This window comes from Paenibacillus sp. FSL F4-0097 (genome assembly GCF_038593125.1).
Taxonomy (GTDB): domain Bacteria; phylum Bacillota; class Bacilli; order Paenibacillales; family Paenibacillaceae; genus Paenibacillus_AQ; species Paenibacillus_AQ odorifer.
In genome coordinates, this window is the sequence record NZ_CP151965.1 from 4,097,113 (window position 1) to 4,117,812 (window position 20,700).

The window sequence follows — 20,700 nt, forward strand, 5'->3', positions numbered from 1 at the left end:
ACAAGTCCATTTTGCTTTTAAGAGGTTGATATGCCGTGACTCTATCCTAACTTGGACATATCGTATAAATGAGACTTTTCCCAAAAATGCATATGAGGGGTTGGTTATATGAGTGCTGTACCTCACTACAAGGCGAACCAACAAGGTATTTCCATTATTACCTGTACCAATCGCCATAATTATTTAAACAACCTATTTCAAAATTACAGCAGACAAAAATATGCAAATAAAGAACTTATCATTATTATCAATAATAATAAAATTCCACTATCCCCCTACCTAACCTTAGCTAAAAAACACAAAAATATTAAGATATTTCGTAAACCTGAACATCAATCTCTCGGTTCATGCTTAAACTATGCCGTAACAAAATGCAAATATCATACCATCGCCAAATTTGATGACGACGATTATTATGCCCCTCATTATTTGACGGAAAGTAATCTGACCTTACAAAGAACTAAAGCTGATATCCTTGGAAAACGGGCTCACTATATGTATTTACTAGGTTCAAAGACTTTGATTCTTCGTTTTGCAAATGATGAACACCGGACGGTTACCCATCTCCCTGGCGCTACGCTCGTCTTCAAACGAAAAGTATTCGATCATGTGAAATTTCCTAATAAAAACGTAGGTGAGGATGATCTCTTTTGCAGCAGAAGCAGAAAGAAAGGTTATAAGGTTTATTCTGCGAGTAAAAATAACTTCGTTGCCATACGTAGAAAAAACTCTTCAAAACATACATGGATTATCAGTGATAGTACGTTAATAGCTAACCATAAGATCATCCGGAATATTAAAAACTACAGGAATTTTGTTGGACGCAGTCCAAAGATTCCGTTATGAAGTTAACTGCTGAATCTACTTCATCTGCTGTGTCTATTCTAACTTGTACGAAACGACTTGATTGTATTAAAACCATGTTTGATAACTATCAACGACAGAATTTCAAATCTAAAGAACTTATCGTGATCATAAATAATGATAGCTTGAGAATTGAAGATTATATACATGCTGCAAAAAAACATAAAAACGTACGGATCTATAAACTACCAGAATATCGTTCACTCGGGTTTTGTCTGAATTTTGGTGTGCACTTAGCGAATTATAGTTGTATCGCTAAATTTGATGACGACGATTATTACTCTGCCAACTATTTAACGGATAGTATGAAAATCCTCCATAAAACTAAAGCTGATATCTTTGGAAAACGAGCTCACTATATGTATTTAAATGATAAGAAGCTACTCTTGCTTCGTTATCTTAATATGGAAAATAAACAGGTAACCAATGTTCAGGGTGCCACCCTACTCGTAAAACGAAATGTCTTCCAGCAGATTTCTTTTCCAGATTGGAATAAAGGTGAATGTGTTAAGTTTTGTGCGGATTGCGCTGCACAGGGCTTTAAGATTTATGCAGGAAATAAGTATAACTTCGCTGCGGTTCGTAGAAAAAACTCCAAAGATCACACATGGATCGTTAGTGACAAGAAACTTCTAGCTCAAAATGTTAAAGTTCTAAAGGTAAAAAACTTCAAAAAATACGTAACTCGAGGCTGATTTAATCAAACTCATTCTAGCAGTTGCGACTTAGTAACCCAATAAAAAGACTGGACAGCAATTAGCTAAGCGGCTATTCGCATCCAGTCTTTCATATTTTTAAAAAGTGTAATCGAAAAATTTCTCTGCATTCCTTAAACTAGCCCATATATCAGAGCTTTCTCCGCCTATATACCAATAAGCTACTCCAGCTAGTTTTTTAGTAACCGCTAAGTTGTATTTAGTTATTAATGAACGCCCATCCTCAATCCAAATCGTATGTTTTATAGCTTGTTTCGAGTAGCTCGCGACATATTGTCCCAGAGTAGAATTCCACACAGGTTTCGATGCATAGCTGCTGATGATCTGATTTTGCTCCGGAAGCGTAATATATTCAGAGGATAAAACCGTTCCCTTCTGGTTCAGTGTCCAATCCCGATTATATAAGGGCAATGCCAATATAACTTTTTGACTAGGTACAACTTTTAGGATTGTATTCACAGCCTTTTGATCATAAGAAAGCGAAGCATTGGACCCCGGAACTTGACTCCCGTCATAATGCTCATCATACCCCATCATCACCATGTAATTCACTTGCTTGCCTAGGGCAGCATAGTCAAAAGCTTCTGTCCAATCCGTTCCAAGATCAGGGGATACATCCATCGACAGAATAACATTGAGCGAATGCATTTTCTCGGCCAATAAAGTAATAAACGAAGTCAAATACACACGATCTTCGGCCGCTACATTTTCAAAATCTATATTTAGTCCATCTAATCCATATTTACTCACTAAAGCAGCTAATTGTTTGACTGCCGTATTCCTTGCGGTTGTACTCAACAGCATTTGATGCGTCGCTTCTTGATCCGATCGATTGCCAACCATCGCCCAGACTTGCCTTTTATTCTTTTTTGCCCAAGTTACCAGCGAGACATCTGTCGAATCCGTTACTGTCCCTGTTTTTCCAACATAATACCAACGTGGTGAGAGTGTGTTGACGTTCGATTGCAAAACATGATTCTCAAATTGTGACGTCGTGAGACCATACTGCCAGCCTATAACAATACGTTTGTCCGGATCACTTTCCAGCTCTGCCGCCCAGCTTGTATGTTGCAGCACCCGATCCATCAGCACTGCCGTCTCTTGCCTGGTTATCGGGTCCGTGGGTCGAAAATTTCCGCTATTATCGCCCTTCATTAATCCGCGATCATTAACCTTGGCTACAGCAGCACTTGCCCAGCTAGCAATTTGTTGCCGATCTTTAAAATTGGTTTGTGCGGTAGTTGCAGTGTTTGTTTGCTTTAGCGCTTTGGCTATCCACACAGCCGCTTCCTGCCGAGTAACTGCTTTTGCGGGTGCAAAAGTAGTTGCCGAAGTGCCGTTCGCCAGTTCAAGCTGAATTGCTGCCTGTATCCAGCCGTAATACCAAGCGCTTTTGGCTACGTCGGTATAAGGAGATACCGGACTCAACGCTGGATCAAGCTTCAACAGACGATCAAGAACTGTAATAAATTCAGCTCTAGTAATCGATTGAGTAGGTGAAAATTTAGTATTCGAGGTGCCAGTTAATATATTCCGGTTATATAAATCTATGATTTCTTTTTTTGCATAACTAGTGTTTATATCCTCAAAAGGAACCCCGTTATCGGCCGATATATGCTGAATAAATACTCCGGCGTATAGCACGACAGCGAGGGTCATTATAGTAAATCTAGCAAATATATTCTTCACGGGTTAAGAGATTCCCCCTTGGTTATCAATCTTTGAATTATACCAAGGATACAATCCATAAACATCGCTAAAATATTGGTAGAGTACGATAGGATCAGCTCTTCGGATTATGCAAAAAGAGACTAAGAACCACACCACACAGCACCAAGCCCAATGAAACTAGGAACGTGTCGTGGAATCCTGCAACCATAGCCTCTAAAGGTAGCTTCTGATTTCCTTGACTCATTTGAGTAGCTATATTCGAAGTCAATAAGCCCGACATTATAGCGACAGCAAAGGAACCCACAATTTGTTGTGCAGAGGCAGTAAGTGGGGTCACACGGCTGATCAAATCCTTCGGAGCGGCCTTAAGCACATGTGTACCGAGCTGCATAGTAGTTAATCCTTGGCCAAGTCCCATAATGGCAAAATAACTGATCATAACGTATACACTTGTATCATTTTGTAAACGTGACAAAAGAAAGAGTCCGGTGGACAGCAGCACAAGTCCAGAGAACACAACGGGCCGAGCTCCATACTTATCAAATAATTTTCCTCCAATAATCATGCCAGCAAAGGATATTAAAGCTTGAGGAATAACTAAAAGTCCCGATTCAAAGGAAGAAAAACCTCTGACCTGCTGCAAAAAAATTGGAATTAACAGAATCGAACCAAATAAGGCGAACTGATTAATCCAGGTCAAAATCATACCTTTACTAAATTCTAGAGATCGAAAAGAGCGAAGTTCCAATAACGGTTCTTTTTGGCGCAATTCCACGAAAATAAACAAGGCTAAAGCAATGAAGCTGAACGCAAGAGATATAATCGTTATACGATCCCCCCAGCCGTCCACTCCCCCTCTATGCACCCCAAATACCAAGCTGGAGAAAGCGAGTGGTGATAAAATCACACCCCAAATATCCAATTTAGCTTTATTCCCCTTCTCTATTACCGGAAGAAATTTCACTCCAACAATCATTGCAATAATACCAATGGGGACATTAATCAGAAAAATCCAGTGCCAGCTTGCATATTCCAACAGCCATCCTGACAGTACAGGACCAAGAACAGGCGCAATTAACATCGGTAGGCCAAGCAATCCCATGATTGAACCTCTTTTATCGGGAGGTGCGATTTTGAATGACATAGCCATACCAATTGGAGCAATCATCCCTCCGCCTAATCCCTGCAAAATACGAAAGATTATCAGCTCTGTTGTGGATTGTGCCATTGAGCATAATAAAGAACCTATGGTAAACAATACGATCGAAGCTAAAAAAACACGTTTGGCAGTAAACTTATCCGAGAACCATCCGGCCAATGGGATAATTACGGATAAAGCCAGCGTATAACCCGTGATGGCCCACTGTATTGTTTTTAGGCTGGCATCAAAGGTTTTTTCAAGCTGCGGGATCGCTACATTCATAATTGTACTGTCGAGCATAACCAGCAACATTCCTGTTATAAGTGCCAGTATTACGGGAAGTATTGCTTTTATAGAAAATTCTTTGGTGACTGGTTGGGATTGTTCCACTTGTAGATTACTCATGGGTCTATACACATCCTTTTTAATTTTTACTAATAAAATAGCTAACCGCTGCCTCCTTTTTAAAAAATCGCACCGTTAAACTAACAGTGTAAGATTAATATAGCACCCGTTTATTTGCTTGTAAATAAAAATATCTAACAGTGTAAGATAAACCGGTAATCTAACGATGGTAGACCAGCCATCCATCTTCGCTTATGATAAAAGAAGACAGTAACAGGAGGTCGTTTCGATGAGAATCAAAAATCTGCAAATCACTGAACAAGATATAATAAAAGCTTCTTGGGAGCTGCTAGATGATATCGGCATAGAGGCATTTAGTATGCGTAAATTAGCAGAACTATTAAATATACAAGCCGCCTCTCTCTATTGGCATTTTAAGAGTAAACAGAGTATTTTCCAGACACTGGCTAATGAGATCGCCAAAGAAGCCCTCGAAACTGCGAATCTCGAAGGTGATTGGCAAGAACAGCTTTTTCATTTTGCAGATCGAATCCGCGGGGTTTTACATAAGTATCCTTGCTCGGCTCAGCTGATGATGAGAACCTTGCCTTCTGAACCTAATTATCTATCTTTACTGAATACTTTGCTTCAGATCGTGGATCATCTTCCTTTAAGCGATAGTGACAAATTCTCCTTAATTGCTTGCGTGTTAAACTATGTAATCTCTTTCGAATTGGACAAATATGAGCAGGATCGAATTGACTTAGCCATGAAAAATGAACCTAATGGAGATGCTAGAGAGGTATTTAAACAATCGCTTGAGCACTTATCAGGGGATGGACCTAATGTTATAAAACGAATGTACGAAAACAATATCTTTAATGAAATTGGCTCCGATAAGATGTTCTATACAGGTCTAAAAATAATGGTGAGCGGAATTGAACAGTTAGCTAATGAGCGACAAGAGCGAGAAGAGCAAGAAGAATAACAAGAGCGACAGTAGAGCTTAGGGGATTTTTCACGACAATAAATCTTGGCACAAATAAAGGGCATCCCAGCAGCCGATTTCGGCTTTTGGAATGCCCTTTTTTAAAGAGCCCGAAATAAAAGTTCTCCTTTGGACTGAATGTATCTATACATCACTCCACATGCCACAAATATCACCACACCAATACCTAACATAACGAGATTACCATTTAGATCGGATAAAAGAAAACTCAAACCAAATGGAATCAGCAAGCTGATAAATCCTATAATCATCGCTACAAGGACCGAAGCACTTTGTTTAATTACAGAGACTTCATTGGTCCACTCCAGTTTAGGAAGCTTCAAGTTAACGATCACACCTACCATTGCGGTAAGACAAGCGTATAGGACGGGGATTATTAGCAATAACAAGCTCTCCATCCAGCCTGTGCCCAGAGAAATCATAAGAAGCACACTACTAACAATCACAATCGGTACTGTAATGGTGAGATTCACTGCGATTTTACTTAATAATATGGTTTTTGTCGGAACGGGGGCGCTTTTTAAAATCCAAATATGGTTACCTTCAAGCGAAATCGAACTCGATGTCGTGCAGCTTAATGCTACAAAGAGGGAAACAAATAGTGGCGCCAATCTGCTTAGATAGTTAGAGAGTTCAGGTATCTCAATAATTTGTCCTAATTGCTCTGAGCTAACAAACAGTAAGGTAATCGCCATGACAAGTAACATAACCATACCGATACTCGTATTTAGCACATATATAGAAGAACTGAAATAGCGGCGCAGCTCTTTTTTATACAATGTGTAAAGCGGTGAAGAGACTGCAAGTGACCTCATTTGATACTTATTCTTTGAGTAAGAAGTCGTAAGGCCTGTGTGTATTGCTTTATATTTGCTGCCAAGAATAAGGGTAAACGACATAAAAGAAAGTAACGAAATCCCTATAAATAATAGCAAAGGAGCTACCTGATACGAGCAGACAGCATCTACATACATAACCGTCAAAGGATATAAGTTGAAGATTTGATCGGCAATTTGTGTGCTCATATCCGCAAGTAACTGCGGGTCATTCCCATTCATTTGGCCTGAACCCAAAATAATAACAATGATTACGGCAAAAGTCAGAATGAGACTTATTAAACGACTTCCTTTAAAACGTGAGGAAATCCAACTAATCAATGCCCCTATAATTGTTGCAGCAATGATTGGCACTAATGGGATAAATAGCAGCGTTATCATGAAAAATAAATAATATACTACTGCCGGATTTACCTTTATAGCATAAACTACACCTGCTGGCACCATCACCATCAATGAGAACAGTATATTCAGCACATAGAGCTGAACTACACGGCTTGCTACGATATGGCTCGTTTTGATAGGCAACGACATTACGAGATCGTAATCTTTGGAGCCAAATAATACCCCACTCGCCTTATAGATCGTTGTAAAAAATCCAATCAAGCAAGTAACAGCCATCATAATCGCAAGCAGCAGCTCTGGCCGGCCTATCTGTTCAAGGGTCTCTGCTATCATGAAGCTATATCCAAATGAAACTACTGCCATCATGACAATCCCTATTAAGATACCGATGCTCAGCAAAAGCATTTTTCGTCTTTCTTTCATATCCCTTGTATGCAAAGCTTTATTTAACCCAAACGATGAGATCAGCTGAATTTTCGTCAATCGCCAGATATTAATCATGTTTAATCAACTCCAAAAACACATCTTCAAGGCTACTGTCACCTTTCACCTCTTCTGTTTTCCCATGAGTGATCAATTCACCCGCTTTGATAATGGCAATCTTATTACAGAGCTTCTCGGCCACATCCAGTACATGCGTCGAAAAAAAGATCGCACTGCCCTGGCTGCAAATCTCCGCCATGATTTTCTTGAGCGTGTGTGCCGCTTTTGGATCAAGTCCCACAAAGGGTTCATCCAGAACGAGTAGCTTCGGTTTATGAATAAGCGCGGAGATAATCGCGAGTTTCTGTTTCATACCATGAGAATATGCGGAGATTAAATCCCCCAGATTAGAGGTAATCTCAAATTCATCGCTATACTTCTTTATCAATAACTCCCGATCCGCTTTCGATACACTAAAAAGATCACCAATAAAATTCAAGTACTGAATGCCCGTCAGATGATCGTATAGATCCGGATTATCTGGAATATACGCAGTAATCGCTTTGCAGGCTAAGGGATCTTTTTTAATGGAGTACCCACCAATCTCGATATCTCCCTCCTCAAAATCTAAAACTCCGACCACTGCTCGGATAGTTGTTGTTTTCCCCGCACCGTTATGACCGATAAAGCCATAGATGTCACCTTTTTCGACCACCAAATTCAGATCATTTACCGCCTTCTTGCCACCCTTGTAGCTCTTGGTAAAATGTTTGATTGTCAACATCTTGCCACTCCCCTTCCAATCTCATAACACTCTCGAGAAGTCATATTTACTATAGCTTCGTCGTCTTCAATATACGTTTCTTATAATACGTTTAGCCCGTCCAGATAGTTCATTCGTTCACAAATATTTTTATCGGAAATTCCCACCCTATAGCGCGCGAGGTGAATAGTAACCGGGTCCGTAAGGGTAAGCAATTTACTTTTGAACGCTAAACAATCGACTTCGTTGGTGCCACGGTGTATAGGACCGAGGCGCCCTTATTTCACAAAATCATGCCTTTTTCCACTCCGTTCGGACTCAGATGCAGCTATTGTGCCATTTCTGCTCCTTTTTGCTGCAAAATCAGCCGAATAAGTGCTATGCAGTCCGTTACTTTGAAATAAGGCGCCAAAAACACTATTTAGCTGCAATACGGTCCGCAAGGGTAAACAAACTACTTTGCTGACGATGTGATAGCTACTTTGGAACGCTAAGCAAATTACTTTGGGGACGGTGAGATAACTAACTTTGGAACGCTATCCAAACTACTTTGGGGACGATGAGTTAGCTCCTTTGGAACGTTAAGCAAATTACTTTGGAGACGCTAAGCTAACTACTTTGGAACGCTAGGCAATCGAATTTCTAAGCATTCTACTCCGGAACAGAAGCAATCTACCTTTGGCGATGGCTGCCATTGCAACGTATTGGACCGAGGCGCCCTTATTTCGCAAAATCCCACCCTTTTCCACTCCGTTCGGACTCAGATGCAGCTATTGTGCCATATCCGCTCCTTTTTGCTGCAAAATCAGCCGAATAAGTGCTATGCAGTCCGTTACTTTGGGGAACGGCGCCAAAAACACTATTTAGCTGCAATACGGTCCGCAACAGTAAGGTAAGGTAAGGTAAGGTAAGCTAAGCTAAGCTTAGCCAAACTAACTATCCACCCGACAAAAAGAGCATTCACCCCCAAATTCGGGATTGAATGCTCTTTTTTCTAAATGCAAAGTCTACGCTGATGCGAACTGACTGTTATATAATCTGGCGTAATATCCACCGCTGGCTAGGAGTTGGTCATGCGTACCACTCTCCACAATGTCTCCGTCCTTCATGAAAAGAATGAGATCCGATTCTCGAATCGTTGACAAACGGTGGGCAATTACAAAGCTGGTCCGGCCTGCGATCATTTTTAGAAAAGCCTTCTGAATCCGTACCTCAGTCAGCGTATCAATACTGCTGGTGGCTTCATCCAAAATGAGCATAGGTGGATCTACGAGCATCACTCGTGCTATGGTTAGCAGCTGCTTTTGTCCTTGCGACAAATTATCTCCTGAGCCACTGATCTTCGTATCATATCCCTCAGGCAGGCGTTTAATGAAGCTATGAGCATTAGCAGCCTTTGCAGCAGCGATGACCTCTTCTTCGGTAGCCTCAGGTTTGCCGTAGGCAATATTTTCTCTAATTGTGCCGCCAAACAGCCAAGTGTCCTGCAACACCATCCCGAAATTACGCCGCAGACTGTCCCGGGTAATCGTCTTGATATCCACGCCGTCAATCTTGATGGAACCCCTATCCACATCATAAAAACGCATAAGCAGATTAACCAGTGTCGTCTTCCCCGCTCCCGTCTGCCCTACAATTGCAACCCGGGTACCTGGTTTCACTTCCAGACTGAAATCATTAATCAGAGGACGTTCAGGATTATAAGCAAAGGATACTTTTTCAAAAGTAATCGTTCCTTGACTTGTATTCATAATTTTGGCGTCTGTTGCATCAGCTGGTTCTGGCGATAGGTCTAGAATGGCGAAAATTCGCTGCGCTGATGCTGTTGCCGATTGAAGCTGCGTAATCACACCTGTAATTTCATTAAACGGCTTAGCAAACAAGTTGGAGAAGATCAAAAAGCTGGACAAATCCCCTACCGTCACAAACCCGCGAATCACCATAACACTTCCGATCATCGCGATAACAGAGAAGGTAATATTATTTACTAACCGTGTTGTCGGATTGGACAAGGAACCGTAAAATTGTGATTTCACACCAGTCTGGTACAAAGTCTCGTTTCGTTCTTCAAACTGGGTCAGTGCACGGTCTTCATAATGATAAGCTGTGACCACTTTTTGTCCGCCAATCATTTCCTCCACATATCCGTTGAGACCGCCCAGAATTTTAGCCTGCTCCTTAAACATCTTCTGGGAGCGCATCGTAATGAATCTTGCCACAAAAAATGTAACGGGTGCTGACAGAAGAACAACTAAGGTCATTAAAGGACTAATGTACAACATGAGTACAATCGCCCCCACGATGGTGATGATCCCCGTGAGCAGTGTTGAGAAGCCTTGCAGCAGTCCATCAGAGACCGCATCCATGTCATTAACAAACCGGCTGATGCTGTCCCCTTGCGGGTGGTTATCATGAAATTTCAGCGGCAAAACATTTAATTTATCAAAAAGCTCCCGCCGTAAGTCATATACAGTCCGGTAGGCAATTCGATTAGTCAGGTAGGTAAGAAGCCATCCGAAAAAGCTGCCGACGATATACACCCCTGCCAGAATCAAAAGCAGTCTAAGTACGGCGTCAAAATCAACCTCTCCCGGCCCGATCATAAAATCGATGGCGCTGCCGATAAGCAACGGGCCAATTAGACTGGCAATCACACTGAGTATTGCGCAGATTACTGCGCCTATAGCTATTTTTTTATAATGCCCTGTGTATACAATAAGTCTTTTCCAAATGTTGTTTTTGTTCATTGGCCCGACTCCTCACTTGATAGCTGGGACAGGCAGATTTCTTTATACTCTTCACAACCCCGCATCAGCTCCTCATGGGTTCCGACACCGGCGATCCGCCCTTCCTCAAATACCATTATTTTATCCGCTTGTCTTACAGTGCTTACCCTCTGCGAGACAAGGAGCACGGTCATTTCCTGGCTGCTCTCTTTAAGAGCCTTTCGAAGTGCCGCATCTGTGGAGAAATCCAGCGCACTGGAGGAGTCATCCAAAATAAGAATCGATGGCTTACCTACTACTGCACGAGCTATGGTTAAGCGCTGCTTTTGTCCACCGGATAAATTTAATCCACCACGAGATACTTGCGTATTCAAGCCTTCGGGTAATTTACGTATAAACTCCTCCGCTTGAGCGATAGAGGCTGCCTGCATGATTTCTTCCTCAGTTGCATCTTCCTTACCCCAACGTATATTCTCAGCGATTGTTCCTGTAAACAGCACAGCTTTTTGCGGTACAATCCCTATTTTCTCACGAAGCTGGTGCAGCTTGTAATCTCTGACATCCACACCATCCACTTTCACTTCACCTTGCACCACATCATAAAAACGAGGGATCAAATTCACAAAAGTAGACTTACCTGAACCCGTACTGCCAATCAGGCCCACGGTCTCTCCGCGATTAATTACTAAAGATATATCCTCTAATGCCGATTCACCTGTCGTATTATACCCAAAGGATACGTGATCGAATTGTATAGCAGGGGCAGCAGGGGCAGGTTCTGCAATCAATGCATTTCCTTCCTCGGACACGGATACCTTAACACCAAGCACTTCATTCACACGATTCGCTGAGGATGAGGCTTTTGTAAAAATAATAACCAAGTTGGAGACCACTATCAGCGCCAGCAAGATCTGAGTGATGTAATTGATGAAGGCAATGATCTCCCCTTGAGACAATCGGCCCCCATCGATATGAATTCCGCCTACCCACAAAATAGCTATGATCGCCGCATTTACTACAAGTGTAGTCATCGGCCCAAGCAAAGCAGAAATCCGCGAAACCCGGATCGCCGTAGTAGTCAAATCATCAGATGAGGCATCAAAACGTTCTTTTTCTGTACGTCTTTTGGCAAAAGCACGAATCACTCGAATCCCCGATAAATTCTCACTCAGTACGAGCGCAAGGGCATCCAGCTTCTGCTGGTATTTTCGGTACAAAGGAGCACTGCGGGTGATAATAAAATATAAAATAATGCCAAAAACCGGTGTTGCCGCTATTAGAATCAGCGATAATCTAAAATCCAAAATCATGGACATTAGGATAGCCCCGATGCAGATAAACGGTGCACGAATAACTAGACGAATCAGCATGGCCACAGCAATTTGCAGCTGGTTTACGTCATTGGTAATCCGATTAATCAGTGTAGGCGTACCTAAGGTATCCAGTTCAGCATACGACAAGGATGTAATATGTCTAAACATCTTATTGCGTAGTGTCGTACCGAATCCCTGTGAAGCCCGGGCTGCATAGTATTGGCATACCATGGAGCAGCCGAAGCCAAGCAGTGACATCAGAACCATTAGGCCACCCATGCGGTAAACATAGGCGCTGTCATGATTGCCAACCCCGTTGTTGATGATCAATGCGACAATGGTAGGCAAAATCAGCTCCAGAATCGCTTCCATCAGTTTGAAGATCGGTCCAATGATCGCTTCTTTTTTGTACGGCTTTAAATATACTGCAATTTTGAACAAATTTATCCACACCCAACATAAGAAGTATTTAACCACTTGAAATATGTATAAGAACAGTTATGATTATGGCATATCTACTCACATATTAATAATATTGGATTCGTATCGCTCCCATACGATTAGCATATCTCAAGTTCGGAGGATTTTTATATGGATATTAGACAGCTTAAATATTTTATGGCGATAGCTGAGGAAGGACAGATCACATCTGCAGCCAAAAAACTGCAAATGGCCCAGCCTCCACTGAGCCAGCAGCTAAAGCTCCTGGAGGAAGAACTCGGTGTAAAGCTAGTGGAACGAGGTCCACGCAGCGTGCAGCTCACTGAAGCTGGAGCCATTTTGCGGGACCGTGCCCAACAAATTCTGGAGCTGGCAGATTCCACTGCCCGTGAGCTCACTGATTTTGTCAAAGGTTTAAAAGGAACCCTAGCCATTGGTACAGTTTCTTCCTCTGGAGCTACGTTGCTTCAAGATCGGCTATGTGAATTTCACAAAACCTATAAAGGTGTGAAGTTTGAGATTCATGAAGGAAATACCTTTAGAATCATTGACCTCTTGAATAAAGGCATTGTCGAAGTCGGGATTGTTAGGACACCCTTTAATGGTACAAATTTAGAATGTCTTTACACACAAGCTGAACCTATGATTGCCGTAATGACACCTGAGTATGACTGGAAAACGGATGAAAACTTTATTGAGATCGGTGAGCTAAAGGATAAGCCGCTTATTATCTACCGCCGTTTTGAGCAGCTTATCCGGGAAACATGTCTTGAGAACGGCTTTGATCCGCTGATTTTCTGTATGAATGATGATGCTAGAACAACACTGCTCTGGGCAAACGCTGGTCTTGGCATCGGAATCATCCCCAAATCCGCTTTCGAATTAACGAGTAATAGTAATTTGATCTATAAAGAAATTAGTAGTGAATCACTACGCACGCGGGTCGCCGCCGTCTGGATTAAGGATAAATACTTGTCATCATTGGCTTCAAAGTTTATTGAGAGTTTCAAGAATGGATAATACCAGCTCTATTTATTCACTTGCTGTTGAACGAGCCTATCCTCTTCTTCTTTAATACGGTTAATATCAATTCGTTCAAACAATAATTGTAAATCAGTAACCTGTTGGTAAGGGGGTACCGAGCAAGGCTGCCAATTCGGTAGTTCTAACGACAGGAACCCCCTGATCTTGTCACAAGAGAACGGCAGAAACGGATGTAACAAATTCGCTAGGTTCGCAATAATCTGCACACATGTGTATATTGCAGAATCACAAGAAACCTGATCCTCTTTTATCTGTATCCATGGTTTTTGCAGGTCGAAATACTGGTTTGCCTTGCGCACATAAGAAAAAATATACTCCAGCGCATCTTTTAGATTCCCAGCCTCAATAAGCCGCCCTGATTCGAGATACAAGAGGTCAATGTTGTCATTCCACCCCTTATCCAATTGCCCATTCGGCACTTTCCCTTCATAAAACTTATCTACAAAAGCCAATGAACGGTTCACAAAGTTACCAAATGCTCCAAGCAGCTCTCCATTATGGCTATAAATAAACTCTCTCCAGGAAAAATCCGTGTCCCGCTTCTCGGGTCCATTAGCAATTAAGAAATAACGAATAGAATCTGGCTGATACCGCTCTAAAATATCAGGTACCCAGACCGCCCAGTTTCGGCTAGTGGAGAACTTCTGCCCTTCAAGGGTTAAATATTCGCTAGATATAATCCTGTCCGGTAAATGCAGACCTCCAGCTCCTAATAACACAGCCGGCCATATTAAAGTGTGAAAAGGAATATTGTCTTTACCATGCACATAATAAGCAGTAATCTCCCCTTTTTCCTCTAACCAAAAATCCTCCCAGCTTCCTCCGGACTGTGCAGCCCACTGCTTACTGGCTGATAAATAACCACTTACCGCCTCAATCCAAACATAAATCTTTTTATCTTCAAATCCAGCCACAGGAACATCTACACCCCAAGACAAGTCTCTTGTTACCGCGCGGTCCTGCAGCTCTTCTTGTAAATAACGTTTGGTCAGTTTTATAGCGTTATCTCTCCAAAATTGTGCTTCCTCTACATATTCCGTTAATTCAGACTGAAAATTAGATAAGCTAAGATAATAATGTTCTGTCGGCCTTTCTGATGGTGTATTACCACATAATTTGCAGACTCTGTCTAACAAATCGGCAGGATCTAGAATCGTAGAACAATAATCACATTGATCCCCTCGCGCCCGCTGGCCACATACCGGACAAGTCCCTTCCACATATCTGTCTGGCAAAAAGCGCTGATCCACCTCGCAGTAACATTGCGCAATGGTTTTTTTATGTAAATGACCATTCTCTAGTAGCTTTGTAAACAACTCTTGCACGACCTTATGATGCTGCGGTTGATCCGTTCGAGTATATAGATCATAACTAAATCCCAGCTGTTTAAAACACTTCAGAAACTCCTCATGATATCTGCTTGCAAAAGCTCCGGGTGTAATCCCTTCATTCGCAGCCTGAACCGCTACGGGTGTGCCATGGCAATCACTGCCTGATACATATAATACGTTATCCCCTTTGGAGCGAAAATATCGTGCCAGCACATCCCCAGGCAACACACTTGATAATCTCCCAAGATGTAAAGATCCATTCGCATACGGCCAAGCACCACCTATAAACACATTACTCATTAACCTTCTCCTCCTTTTTTTGACAACAAAAAAACTCCCATCCACAAAGGACGAGAGTTCTACTCACGTGTTACCACCTAATTTTATAAATGCCTCATGACATTTACCTCTTCAGGTACGACGTTAATTAACGTTTATACCCTAGCACTGTAACGGATGCAGGTTCCGGCGCAGCCTACAACCCATAAGGTTTCGATGCGCAGCTCTGAGACCATATTCCCAAGGGTTTTCTTTACTCCTTTTCAGCGACCGGAGCTCTCTGTTGAAAGAATTGCCGTGGTACTCTTTCTCTTCTTTGCTTTTACATATTCAAGTTAGAGAAAATAATAATCAATTTGTTGTTTATTGTCAATGTGAAAAATCAAGCTCACTGTAACTTTTCCAGTTAATCTCCGTCTTTTATATAAATACGTTACAAGGAGGTCCCTCAGTGAAAAAGGTAAATTTGCTTACACTCTCTGTTCTTTTACTAGCAGGGGTATGGGGTTGCTCCGATAATCAAGTCAATTCTGTACCTAAAAGTGAGCCCTATACTTCCAAAGAAGCCATCAGTAGAGGGGATATTGTTTCTTGGGAAAAAGTGTACAACCTCGATAAATTCGAGCAATTTATAACGAATCTCTCCAGCAAAAAAGCAGACAATATACGCGTTACAAGTTACACAGATGAAGGCGATCCTATATTTAAGGATTTGAAATTTGACGGTAACGTGATTAATTATAGCTATGATACCTCTAATGATGCATTCGGTGGAAGCAACACAGGAGTCAGAACCGATACCTGCTCCGAAGTGACGAGTAAAAAAAGCACACAAGGTGAAATTATCTATTCGATCAGCGGTTGCACAAATAATGACTCTGAAATTGATTACTACCTTTTTCGCACAACAAAATGAAATGCTGAAATAAAAAAGACCACCCAATCATAATACAATTGGATGGTCTCTGTACTTCATATTATTTCATGATTTTGCAAATATCATTGGTGAATTGAACAGGATCACTAACCTGTAGACCTTCGATCAACAGCGCTTGGTTGTACAGCAGGTTCGTGTATAAACCGAGCTTTTCTTTGTCGTTCTCTGCTGCCGCCTTCAAGGACTGGAATACTTCGTGATGGATGTTGATTTCAAGTACCTTATCCGCTTGCACCTCTTGGCCATTCGGCATCGATTTCAGAATTTTCTCCATCTCGATCGTCAGCTCACCTTCTGCAGAGAGACATACCGGATGAGTCTTTAAACGTTTGGAAGCTTTAACATTTTTCACTTTGCCGGACAGGATGTCCTTCATCGCTTCAAAAAGCTCCTTGTTTTCGTTCTCTTCCGCTTCCGTTGGCTTGTCCGCTTCGTCGGCTTCGATCCCCAGATCTCCGCTGGATACGGATTTAAATTCTTTTTCCTTATAAGACTGAATCATCTTGATCGCAAATTCATCAATATCATCAGTGAAGTAGAGAATTTCATACCCTTTATCCGATACAAGCTCGGTTTGCGGGAGCTTCTCGATTCTGTCGATCGACTCTCCGGAAGCATAGTAGATATACTTCTGATCTTCTGGCATTCTTGAGACGTATTCGTCCAGCGTAACCAGCTTCTTCTCCTTGGAGGAGTAGAACATCAGTAAATCTTGGAGGGTGTCTTTGTGCATCCCATAATCGTTATAAACACCAAACTTAAGCTGTCTGCCAAAAGCATTATAGAACTGCTCATATTTCTCTCTTTCATCCTTCAGCAGGCTTTGCAGTTGGCTTTTCACTTTATTCTTAATATTCTTAGCGATCAAAGTCAGCTGACGGTCATGCTGGAGCATCTCTCTGGAAATGTTCAAGGAAAGATCCTCTGAGTCCACCATACCTTTTACAAAACTGAAGTAATCAGGCAGCAGATCCGCACATTTGTTCATGATCAACACACCGTTGGAATAGAGCTCAAGACCTTTTTCATATTCCTTTGTGTAATAGTCAAACGGTGTATTTTCTGGGATGAACAAAATCGCATTGTACACTACAGCACCATCAGCACTGATATGAATATGTTTAAGCGGCTTATCGAAGCCGTAACGTTTCTCTGCATAGAAGTTATCGTAATCTTCTGTAGTCAGCTCGCTTTTGTTCTTGCGCCAGATTGGCACCATGCTGTTTACGGTTTGTTCTTGAACAACTTCTTCGAACTCATTCTCCGTGCCTTCTTTTGGCTTTTGTTCCTTCAAGTCCATTTTGATTGGGAAACGGATGAAGTCGGAGTATTTTTTAATGATGGATTTCAGGCGATATTCTTCCAAATATTCATCATATTGATCTTCTTCAGTATTCTCTTTAATCTTCAAAATCACATCAGTGCCGACAGAATCCTTCTCAACAGTCTCGATGGTATAGCCGTCAGCGCCCTTAGACTCCCATTTAAAGGCCTCGTCGCTTCCTAATGCCTTACTGATCACTATAACGTCATCAGCCACCATAAACGCAGCGTAGAAGCCCACCCCGAACTGTCCGATGATGTTGTGGCCATCTTTAGCTTCGTTCTCTTTCTTAAAAGCAAGAGATCCACTCTTCGCGATAATTCCTAAGTTATTCTCCAGCTCTTCTTGTGTCATCCCGATACCTGTATCGGAAATCGTCAAGGTTCTGTTCGCCTTATCGGCGGTCACTTTAATATAATAATCCTCTTTATTGAAGACCAGGCCTTCATCAGCTAAGGCTTTGTAATAGATCTTATCAATCGCATCACTTGCATTGGAAATCAGTTCACGCAGGAAAATTTCCCGTTGAGTATAAATGGAGTTAATCATCATTTCCAGCAATCTTTTCGATTCGGCTTTAAACTCTTTTTTGGCCATGAATAAATAAATCTCCTTTCAAAATAACCTTATTATTCATCATTCCGTGATTAGCACTCTTCTTAGATGAGTGCTAATTCTTCTTTTTATATAACATAAACTGATTTTCAATGTCAAATTTTTTGGCTACTTTCATATGAAAATATAACCATTTACAATTCCCTTGCAATCCTATTGATTGTATGATTTAAATAGATTAGATACATAATTTCCAAATAAAGGTTTATACATTTCGGATTTGGGAGGTCTTTAAATGAATGAACAAGCAATGTCCGCTTTAAATTCCACAATAAAAAGCCCCGTAAAGAACTTAATTGGCAGTGTATTCATTCCCGTACATGATATTGAAAAATCCCGTCGCTGGTATTGCCAAGTCCTGGGGCTTCCAGAGACAGATTGTAAGATCATGAACGGTCATTTATGCCCGCTGCCTATGCAGGGAAACACTGGAATCATCCTGGATACCATGCCGTTGTGGGGCGGCTTAGAACCTGAAGGAACACCGCCCATTACAACACCAGCTTTTTTGTTACTGACCGATGATTTGCAAGCCTCTTTCAATTATGTGAAGGCTCTCGGTGTAGAGCTAGTAACTGAAATTCAAGATGAGCATTGGTTTGTTGTGAAAGATCCTGATGGGAATAAATTAATGATTTGCAAGCAACATTTGGATTAAAAATTGCAGCGGTTGTGATTTCCACTTCTTAGGGTGCATCAGAAGCTGCAGATCAAAGTGAATTTCGGGATGAATAAAGGACAGCTCCGCCAAGCTTCCTCGTTCAATTTCTTCCTCTGCCACGATTTTTGGTAACAAAGCAATTCCAAGACCATTCATTACACAACGTTTGATGGCCTCCAGATTCGAAAGCTCAAAACCTATGCGGAATATGATCCCGTGCTCTTTTAACAAATTCTCGAACAGACTGCGGTAAATACAGCTTTCCTCCGAGACTATTAGCTCACAGTTATTCAGATCGTTTAGGGTTACCGTATCCATCTGGGCAAGCGGATGATGAATGGGGGCTATCAATACAAGCGGCTCATCTCTGACGATCGTACGCTCAAGGATGGAATCCGCAGTGGTGCGATCCAACATTAAGCCTAGATCTACTTCGCCATCTTTTATTTTGGCAAGAAGATTAGCTTCCTGCATCGTTTGCAGATGAATATCCAGCTTCGGAAATTTAGTCCTTAGCTGCTGCAGGTAAGGAGGTAAATAAAAGGCCGCTAAAGAATCTATCGTCCCAATAGTTATCGTTCCTCCGATTTGCTGGGCGATGGTTTCTTTTGAACGATCATACAAATCCAAAATCTCCACGAACAGCTTCAATAACTCTTCTCCTGGCGGGGTAAGCCGCAGCTGACGGCCATGCCTCTCTATTAAAGGTACTCCATATTCCTTCTCTATCTTCTGTATCTGCATCGTCACACTTGATTGTGCATATCCCAATTCTTCAGCAGCTCGCGTAAAGCTCTGACGTTTAGCCACCTCGCGGAAGGTTCGTAAATAGGTTAAATCCATTACCTCACCCTAACATCAATATTTTTGATGATCCATATCATTTATTATAGCTAACGACGATGCTACTTTCCATGGTAAAGTGTATGTAGAGGAATTAAAATATTTTGGAGGCCGATAATTTATGCTTACAGAACAACAGATTTATGGAGTTTATGTCCCCGTGGTCACCCCGTTCAATGCTGCTGGTGAAGTTGATTTGGATTCGTATCAGCGTTATGTAAAGAACATTATTAACAACAGCATACAAGGTCTGGTCGTTAATGGAACCACCGGAGAATCGCCCACTGTAACCGTAAATGAAATGCAGCTTCTAGTAAACACTTCCCGTGAGCTTCTACAATCCACATCAATCCCCTTAGTAGTTGGTACAGGTACCAATGATACAGCCTCTACGGTTGCACGCACGGAAATTGCTGCAAACCTTGGTGCTGATTGTGCACTAGTAGTCGTACCTTATTATAGTCGTCCTTCACAAGAGGGTATCATTGCCCATTTCCGCAAAGCTGCAGAAGTAGGCATACCAATCATGGCTTATGATATTCCAAGTCGTACAGGTACCGCCATGACGGTAGATACTGCACGTACAATCCTAGAAATGAATAATGTTGTCGGTTTAAAAGACTGCTCAGGCAGTACAAAAATGGTTACAGAGTTAGTCCGTACAGGTGCCAAACCTGTGCTTGGCGGCGATGATTCCCTCTTTTATGAAATGCTTAGCTGCGGAGCAGCTGGGGGTATGCTCGCTACTGCCAACGTTTATCCGGCAGAATGCCTTCGTATCTTTGAAGCCTTTACATCTGGTCAAGTGGACTTCGCTAAAGAAAGCTTTGAACAACTACTGCCGATCATCCGCCTATTGTTCAAGGAATCGAATCCCGCTCCAATTAAATGGATGCTTAACCAAAACGGCCTACTATCCTCGGATACGCTTCGCCTCCCTATGACTTCCATCAGCACAGGACTTCAGCAAGAACTGAGCCCCTATGTTCAGGACAATACAATTGAAGCAACCGCATAAATGAAATAACAACAGCCGTTGTACAGTGAGGAACTGTTTAGCGGCTGTTTTTTGT

General features: G+C 41.8%; 16 protein-coding genes and 1 other annotated feature. Of the genes, 7 read left to right on the top strand and 9 right to left on the bottom strand.

The window, feature by feature from the left end:
- Positions 1–108 precede the first annotated feature (108 nt).
- Together MHH86_RS18305 and MHH86_RS18310 are read left to right on the top strand one after the other, a co-directional pair.
- Complete coding sequence (locus MHH86_RS18305; RefSeq protein ID WP_036688350.1) at positions 109–846, top strand: glycosyltransferase; 738 nt, start codon at positions 109–111, stop codon at positions 844–846.
- Positions 843–1,559, top strand: coding sequence for a glycosyltransferase family A protein (locus MHH86_RS18310; RefSeq protein ID WP_076146502.1), 717 nt, complete (start codon positions 843–845; stop codon positions 1,557–1,559). Before MHH86_RS18305 ends, MHH86_RS18310 begins: the two co-directional genes overlap by 4 nt.
- A 99-nt stretch (positions 1,560–1,658) precedes the next feature.
- Here MHH86_RS18310 and MHH86_RS18315 read toward each other — a convergent pair whose 3' ends face one another.
- Positions 1,659–3,269: an S-layer homology domain-containing protein gene (locus MHH86_RS18315; RefSeq protein ID WP_036688356.1), complete on the bottom strand. Its 1,611-nt coding sequence runs from the start codon at positions 3,267–3,269 to the stop codon at positions 1,659–1,661.
- A gap of 94 nt (positions 3,270–3,363) precedes the next feature.
- The gene (locus MHH86_RS18320) at positions 3,364–4,797 is read right to left on the bottom strand and encodes an MDR family MFS transporter (protein ID WP_076098927.1); all 1,434 of its coding nucleotides are present in this window, start codon (positions 4,795–4,797) and stop codon (positions 3,364–3,366) included.
- Between the two features lie 229 nt (positions 4,798–5,026).
- Between MHH86_RS18320 and MHH86_RS18325 the strand changes: the two genes are divergently transcribed.
- Entirely contained in the window at positions 5,027–5,725 is a 699-nt protein-coding gene (locus tag MHH86_RS18325; RefSeq protein WP_076146504.1) for a TetR/AcrR family transcriptional regulator, read from the top strand.
- Positions 5,726–5,826: 101 nt separating this feature from the next.
- Here MHH86_RS18325 and MHH86_RS18330 read toward each other — a convergent pair whose 3' ends face one another.
- The 4 genes from MHH86_RS18330 to MHH86_RS18345 form a co-directional block, all read right to left on the bottom strand.
- Positions 5,827–7,428 carry a hypothetical protein gene (locus tag MHH86_RS18330; RefSeq protein WP_076146506.1) on the bottom strand — a complete coding sequence of 534 codons (1,602 nt, stop codon included), beginning with the start codon at positions 7,426–7,428 and terminating at the stop codon, positions 5,827–5,829.
- Entirely contained in the window at positions 7,421–8,134 is a 714-nt protein-coding gene (locus tag MHH86_RS18335) for an ABC transporter ATP-binding protein (protein ID WP_076146508.1), read from the bottom strand. Before MHH86_RS18335 ends, MHH86_RS18330 begins: the two co-directional genes overlap by 8 nt.
- A 986-nt stretch (positions 8,135–9,120) precedes the next feature.
- The gene (locus tag MHH86_RS18340) at positions 9,121–10,860 is read right to left on the bottom strand and encodes an ABC transporter ATP-binding protein (RefSeq protein ID WP_076143864.1); all 1,740 of its coding nucleotides are present in this window, start codon (positions 10,858–10,860) and stop codon (positions 9,121–9,123) included.
- Complete coding sequence (locus tag MHH86_RS18345; RefSeq protein WP_076106321.1) at positions 10,857–12,593, bottom strand: ABC transporter ATP-binding protein; 1,737 nt, start codon at positions 12,591–12,593, stop codon at positions 10,857–10,859. The genes MHH86_RS18340 and MHH86_RS18345 overlap by 4 nt, the downstream gene beginning before the upstream one ends.
- A 150-nt stretch (positions 12,594–12,743) precedes the next feature.
- Here MHH86_RS18345 and MHH86_RS18350 point away from each other — a divergent pair, with 150 nt between their 5' ends.
- On the top strand, positions 12,744–13,613 hold the full coding sequence (locus MHH86_RS18350) for a LysR family transcriptional regulator (protein ID WP_036688370.1): 870 nt from the start codon (positions 12,744–12,746) through the stop codon (positions 13,611–13,613).
- 8 nt (positions 13,614–13,621) lie between these two features.
- Here MHH86_RS18350 and metG read toward each other — a convergent pair whose 3' ends face one another.
- A complete protein-coding gene (metG, locus tag MHH86_RS18355) occupies positions 13,622–15,268 on the bottom strand; it encodes a methionine--tRNA ligase (protein WP_339825408.1) in 1,647 nt (548 codons plus the stop codon).
- Between the two features lie 43 nt (positions 15,269–15,311).
- Positions 15,312–15,573: a binding site (T-box leader), on the bottom strand.
- 125 nt (positions 15,574–15,698) lie between these two features.
- On the opposite strand from metG, the gene MHH86_RS18360 reads away from it, so the two are divergent.
- Positions 15,699–16,163: a DUF4362 domain-containing protein gene (locus MHH86_RS18360; protein ID WP_051491574.1), complete on the top strand. Its 465-nt coding sequence runs from the start codon at positions 15,699–15,701 to the stop codon at positions 16,161–16,163.
- 61 nt (positions 16,164–16,224) lie between these two features.
- Here the strand turns inward: MHH86_RS18360 and htpG are convergent, their stop codons facing one another.
- Entirely contained in the window at positions 16,225–18,105 is a 1,881-nt protein-coding gene (gene htpG / locus MHH86_RS18365; RefSeq protein ID WP_036688374.1) for a molecular chaperone HtpG, read from the bottom strand.
- Between the two features lie 253 nt (positions 18,106–18,358).
- Between htpG and MHH86_RS18370 the strand changes: the two genes are divergently transcribed.
- Positions 18,359–18,781, top strand: a complete 423-nt coding sequence (locus MHH86_RS18370) for a VOC family protein (RefSeq protein WP_051491575.1) — start codon at positions 18,359–18,361, stop codon at positions 18,779–18,781.
- On the opposite strand, the gene MHH86_RS18375 is transcribed toward MHH86_RS18370, so the two are convergent.
- Positions 18,752–19,627 carry a LysR family transcriptional regulator gene (locus tag MHH86_RS18375; protein ID WP_036688377.1) on the bottom strand — a complete coding sequence of 292 codons (876 nt, stop codon included), beginning with the start codon at positions 19,625–19,627 and terminating at the stop codon, positions 18,752–18,754. The two genes, MHH86_RS18370 and MHH86_RS18375, sit on opposite strands and share 30 nt — an antisense overlap.
- 121 nt (positions 19,628–19,748) lie before the next feature.
- Here MHH86_RS18375 and dapA point away from each other — a divergent pair, with 121 nt between their 5' ends.
- On the top strand, positions 19,749–20,645 hold the full coding sequence (dapA, locus tag MHH86_RS18380; RefSeq protein WP_036688378.1) for a 4-hydroxy-tetrahydrodipicolinate synthase: 897 nt from the start codon (positions 19,749–19,751) through the stop codon (positions 20,643–20,645).
- Positions 20,646–20,700: the final 55 nt, after the last annotated feature.

What these genes read in the sequence shown, in the direction of transcription:
- MHH86_RS18305 (WP_036688350.1), top strand. Translation starts at nt 109, where the DNA reads ATGAGTGCTGTACCTCACTACAAGGCGAACCAACAAGGTATTTCCATT.
- MHH86_RS18310 (WP_076146502.1), top strand. Translation starts at nt 843, where the DNA reads ATGAAGTTAACTGCTGAATCTACTTCATCTGCTGTGTCTATTCTAACT.
- MHH86_RS18320 (WP_076098927.1), bottom strand. Translation starts at nt 4,797, where the DNA reads ATGAGTAATCTACAAGTGGAACAATCCCAACCAGTCACCAAAGAATTT.
- MHH86_RS18325 (WP_076146504.1), top strand. Translation starts at nt 5,027, where the DNA reads ATGAGAATCAAAAATCTGCAAATCACTGAACAAGATATAATAAAAGCT.
- MHH86_RS18330 (WP_076146506.1), bottom strand. Translation starts at nt 7,428, where the DNA reads ATGATTAATATCTGGCGATTGACGAAAATTCAGCTGATCTCATCGTTT.
- MHH86_RS18335 (WP_076146508.1), bottom strand. Translation starts at nt 8,134, where the DNA reads ATGTTGACAATCAAACATTTTACCAAGAGCTACAAGGGTGGCAAGAAG.
- MHH86_RS18340 (WP_076143864.1), bottom strand. Translation starts at nt 10,860, where the DNA reads ATGAACAAAAACAACATTTGGAAAAGACTTATTGTATACACAGGGCAT.
- MHH86_RS18350 (WP_036688370.1), top strand. Translation starts at nt 12,744, where the DNA reads ATGGATATTAGACAGCTTAAATATTTTATGGCGATAGCTGAGGAAGGA.
- metG (WP_339825408.1), bottom strand. Translation starts at nt 15,268, where the DNA reads ATGAGTAATGTGTTTATAGGTGGTGCTTGGCCGTATGCGAATGGATCT.
- htpG (WP_036688374.1), bottom strand. Translation starts at nt 18,105, where the DNA reads ATGGCCAAAAAAGAGTTTAAAGCCGAATCGAAAAGATTGCTGGAAATG.
- MHH86_RS18370 (WP_051491575.1), top strand. Translation starts at nt 18,359, where the DNA reads ATGAATGAACAAGCAATGTCCGCTTTAAATTCCACAATAAAAAGCCCC.
- MHH86_RS18375 (WP_036688377.1), bottom strand. Translation starts at nt 19,627, where the DNA reads ATGGATTTAACCTATTTACGAACCTTCCGCGAGGTGGCTAAACGTCAG.
- dapA (WP_036688378.1), top strand. Translation starts at nt 19,749, where the DNA reads ATGCTTACAGAACAACAGATTTATGGAGTTTATGTCCCCGTGGTCACC.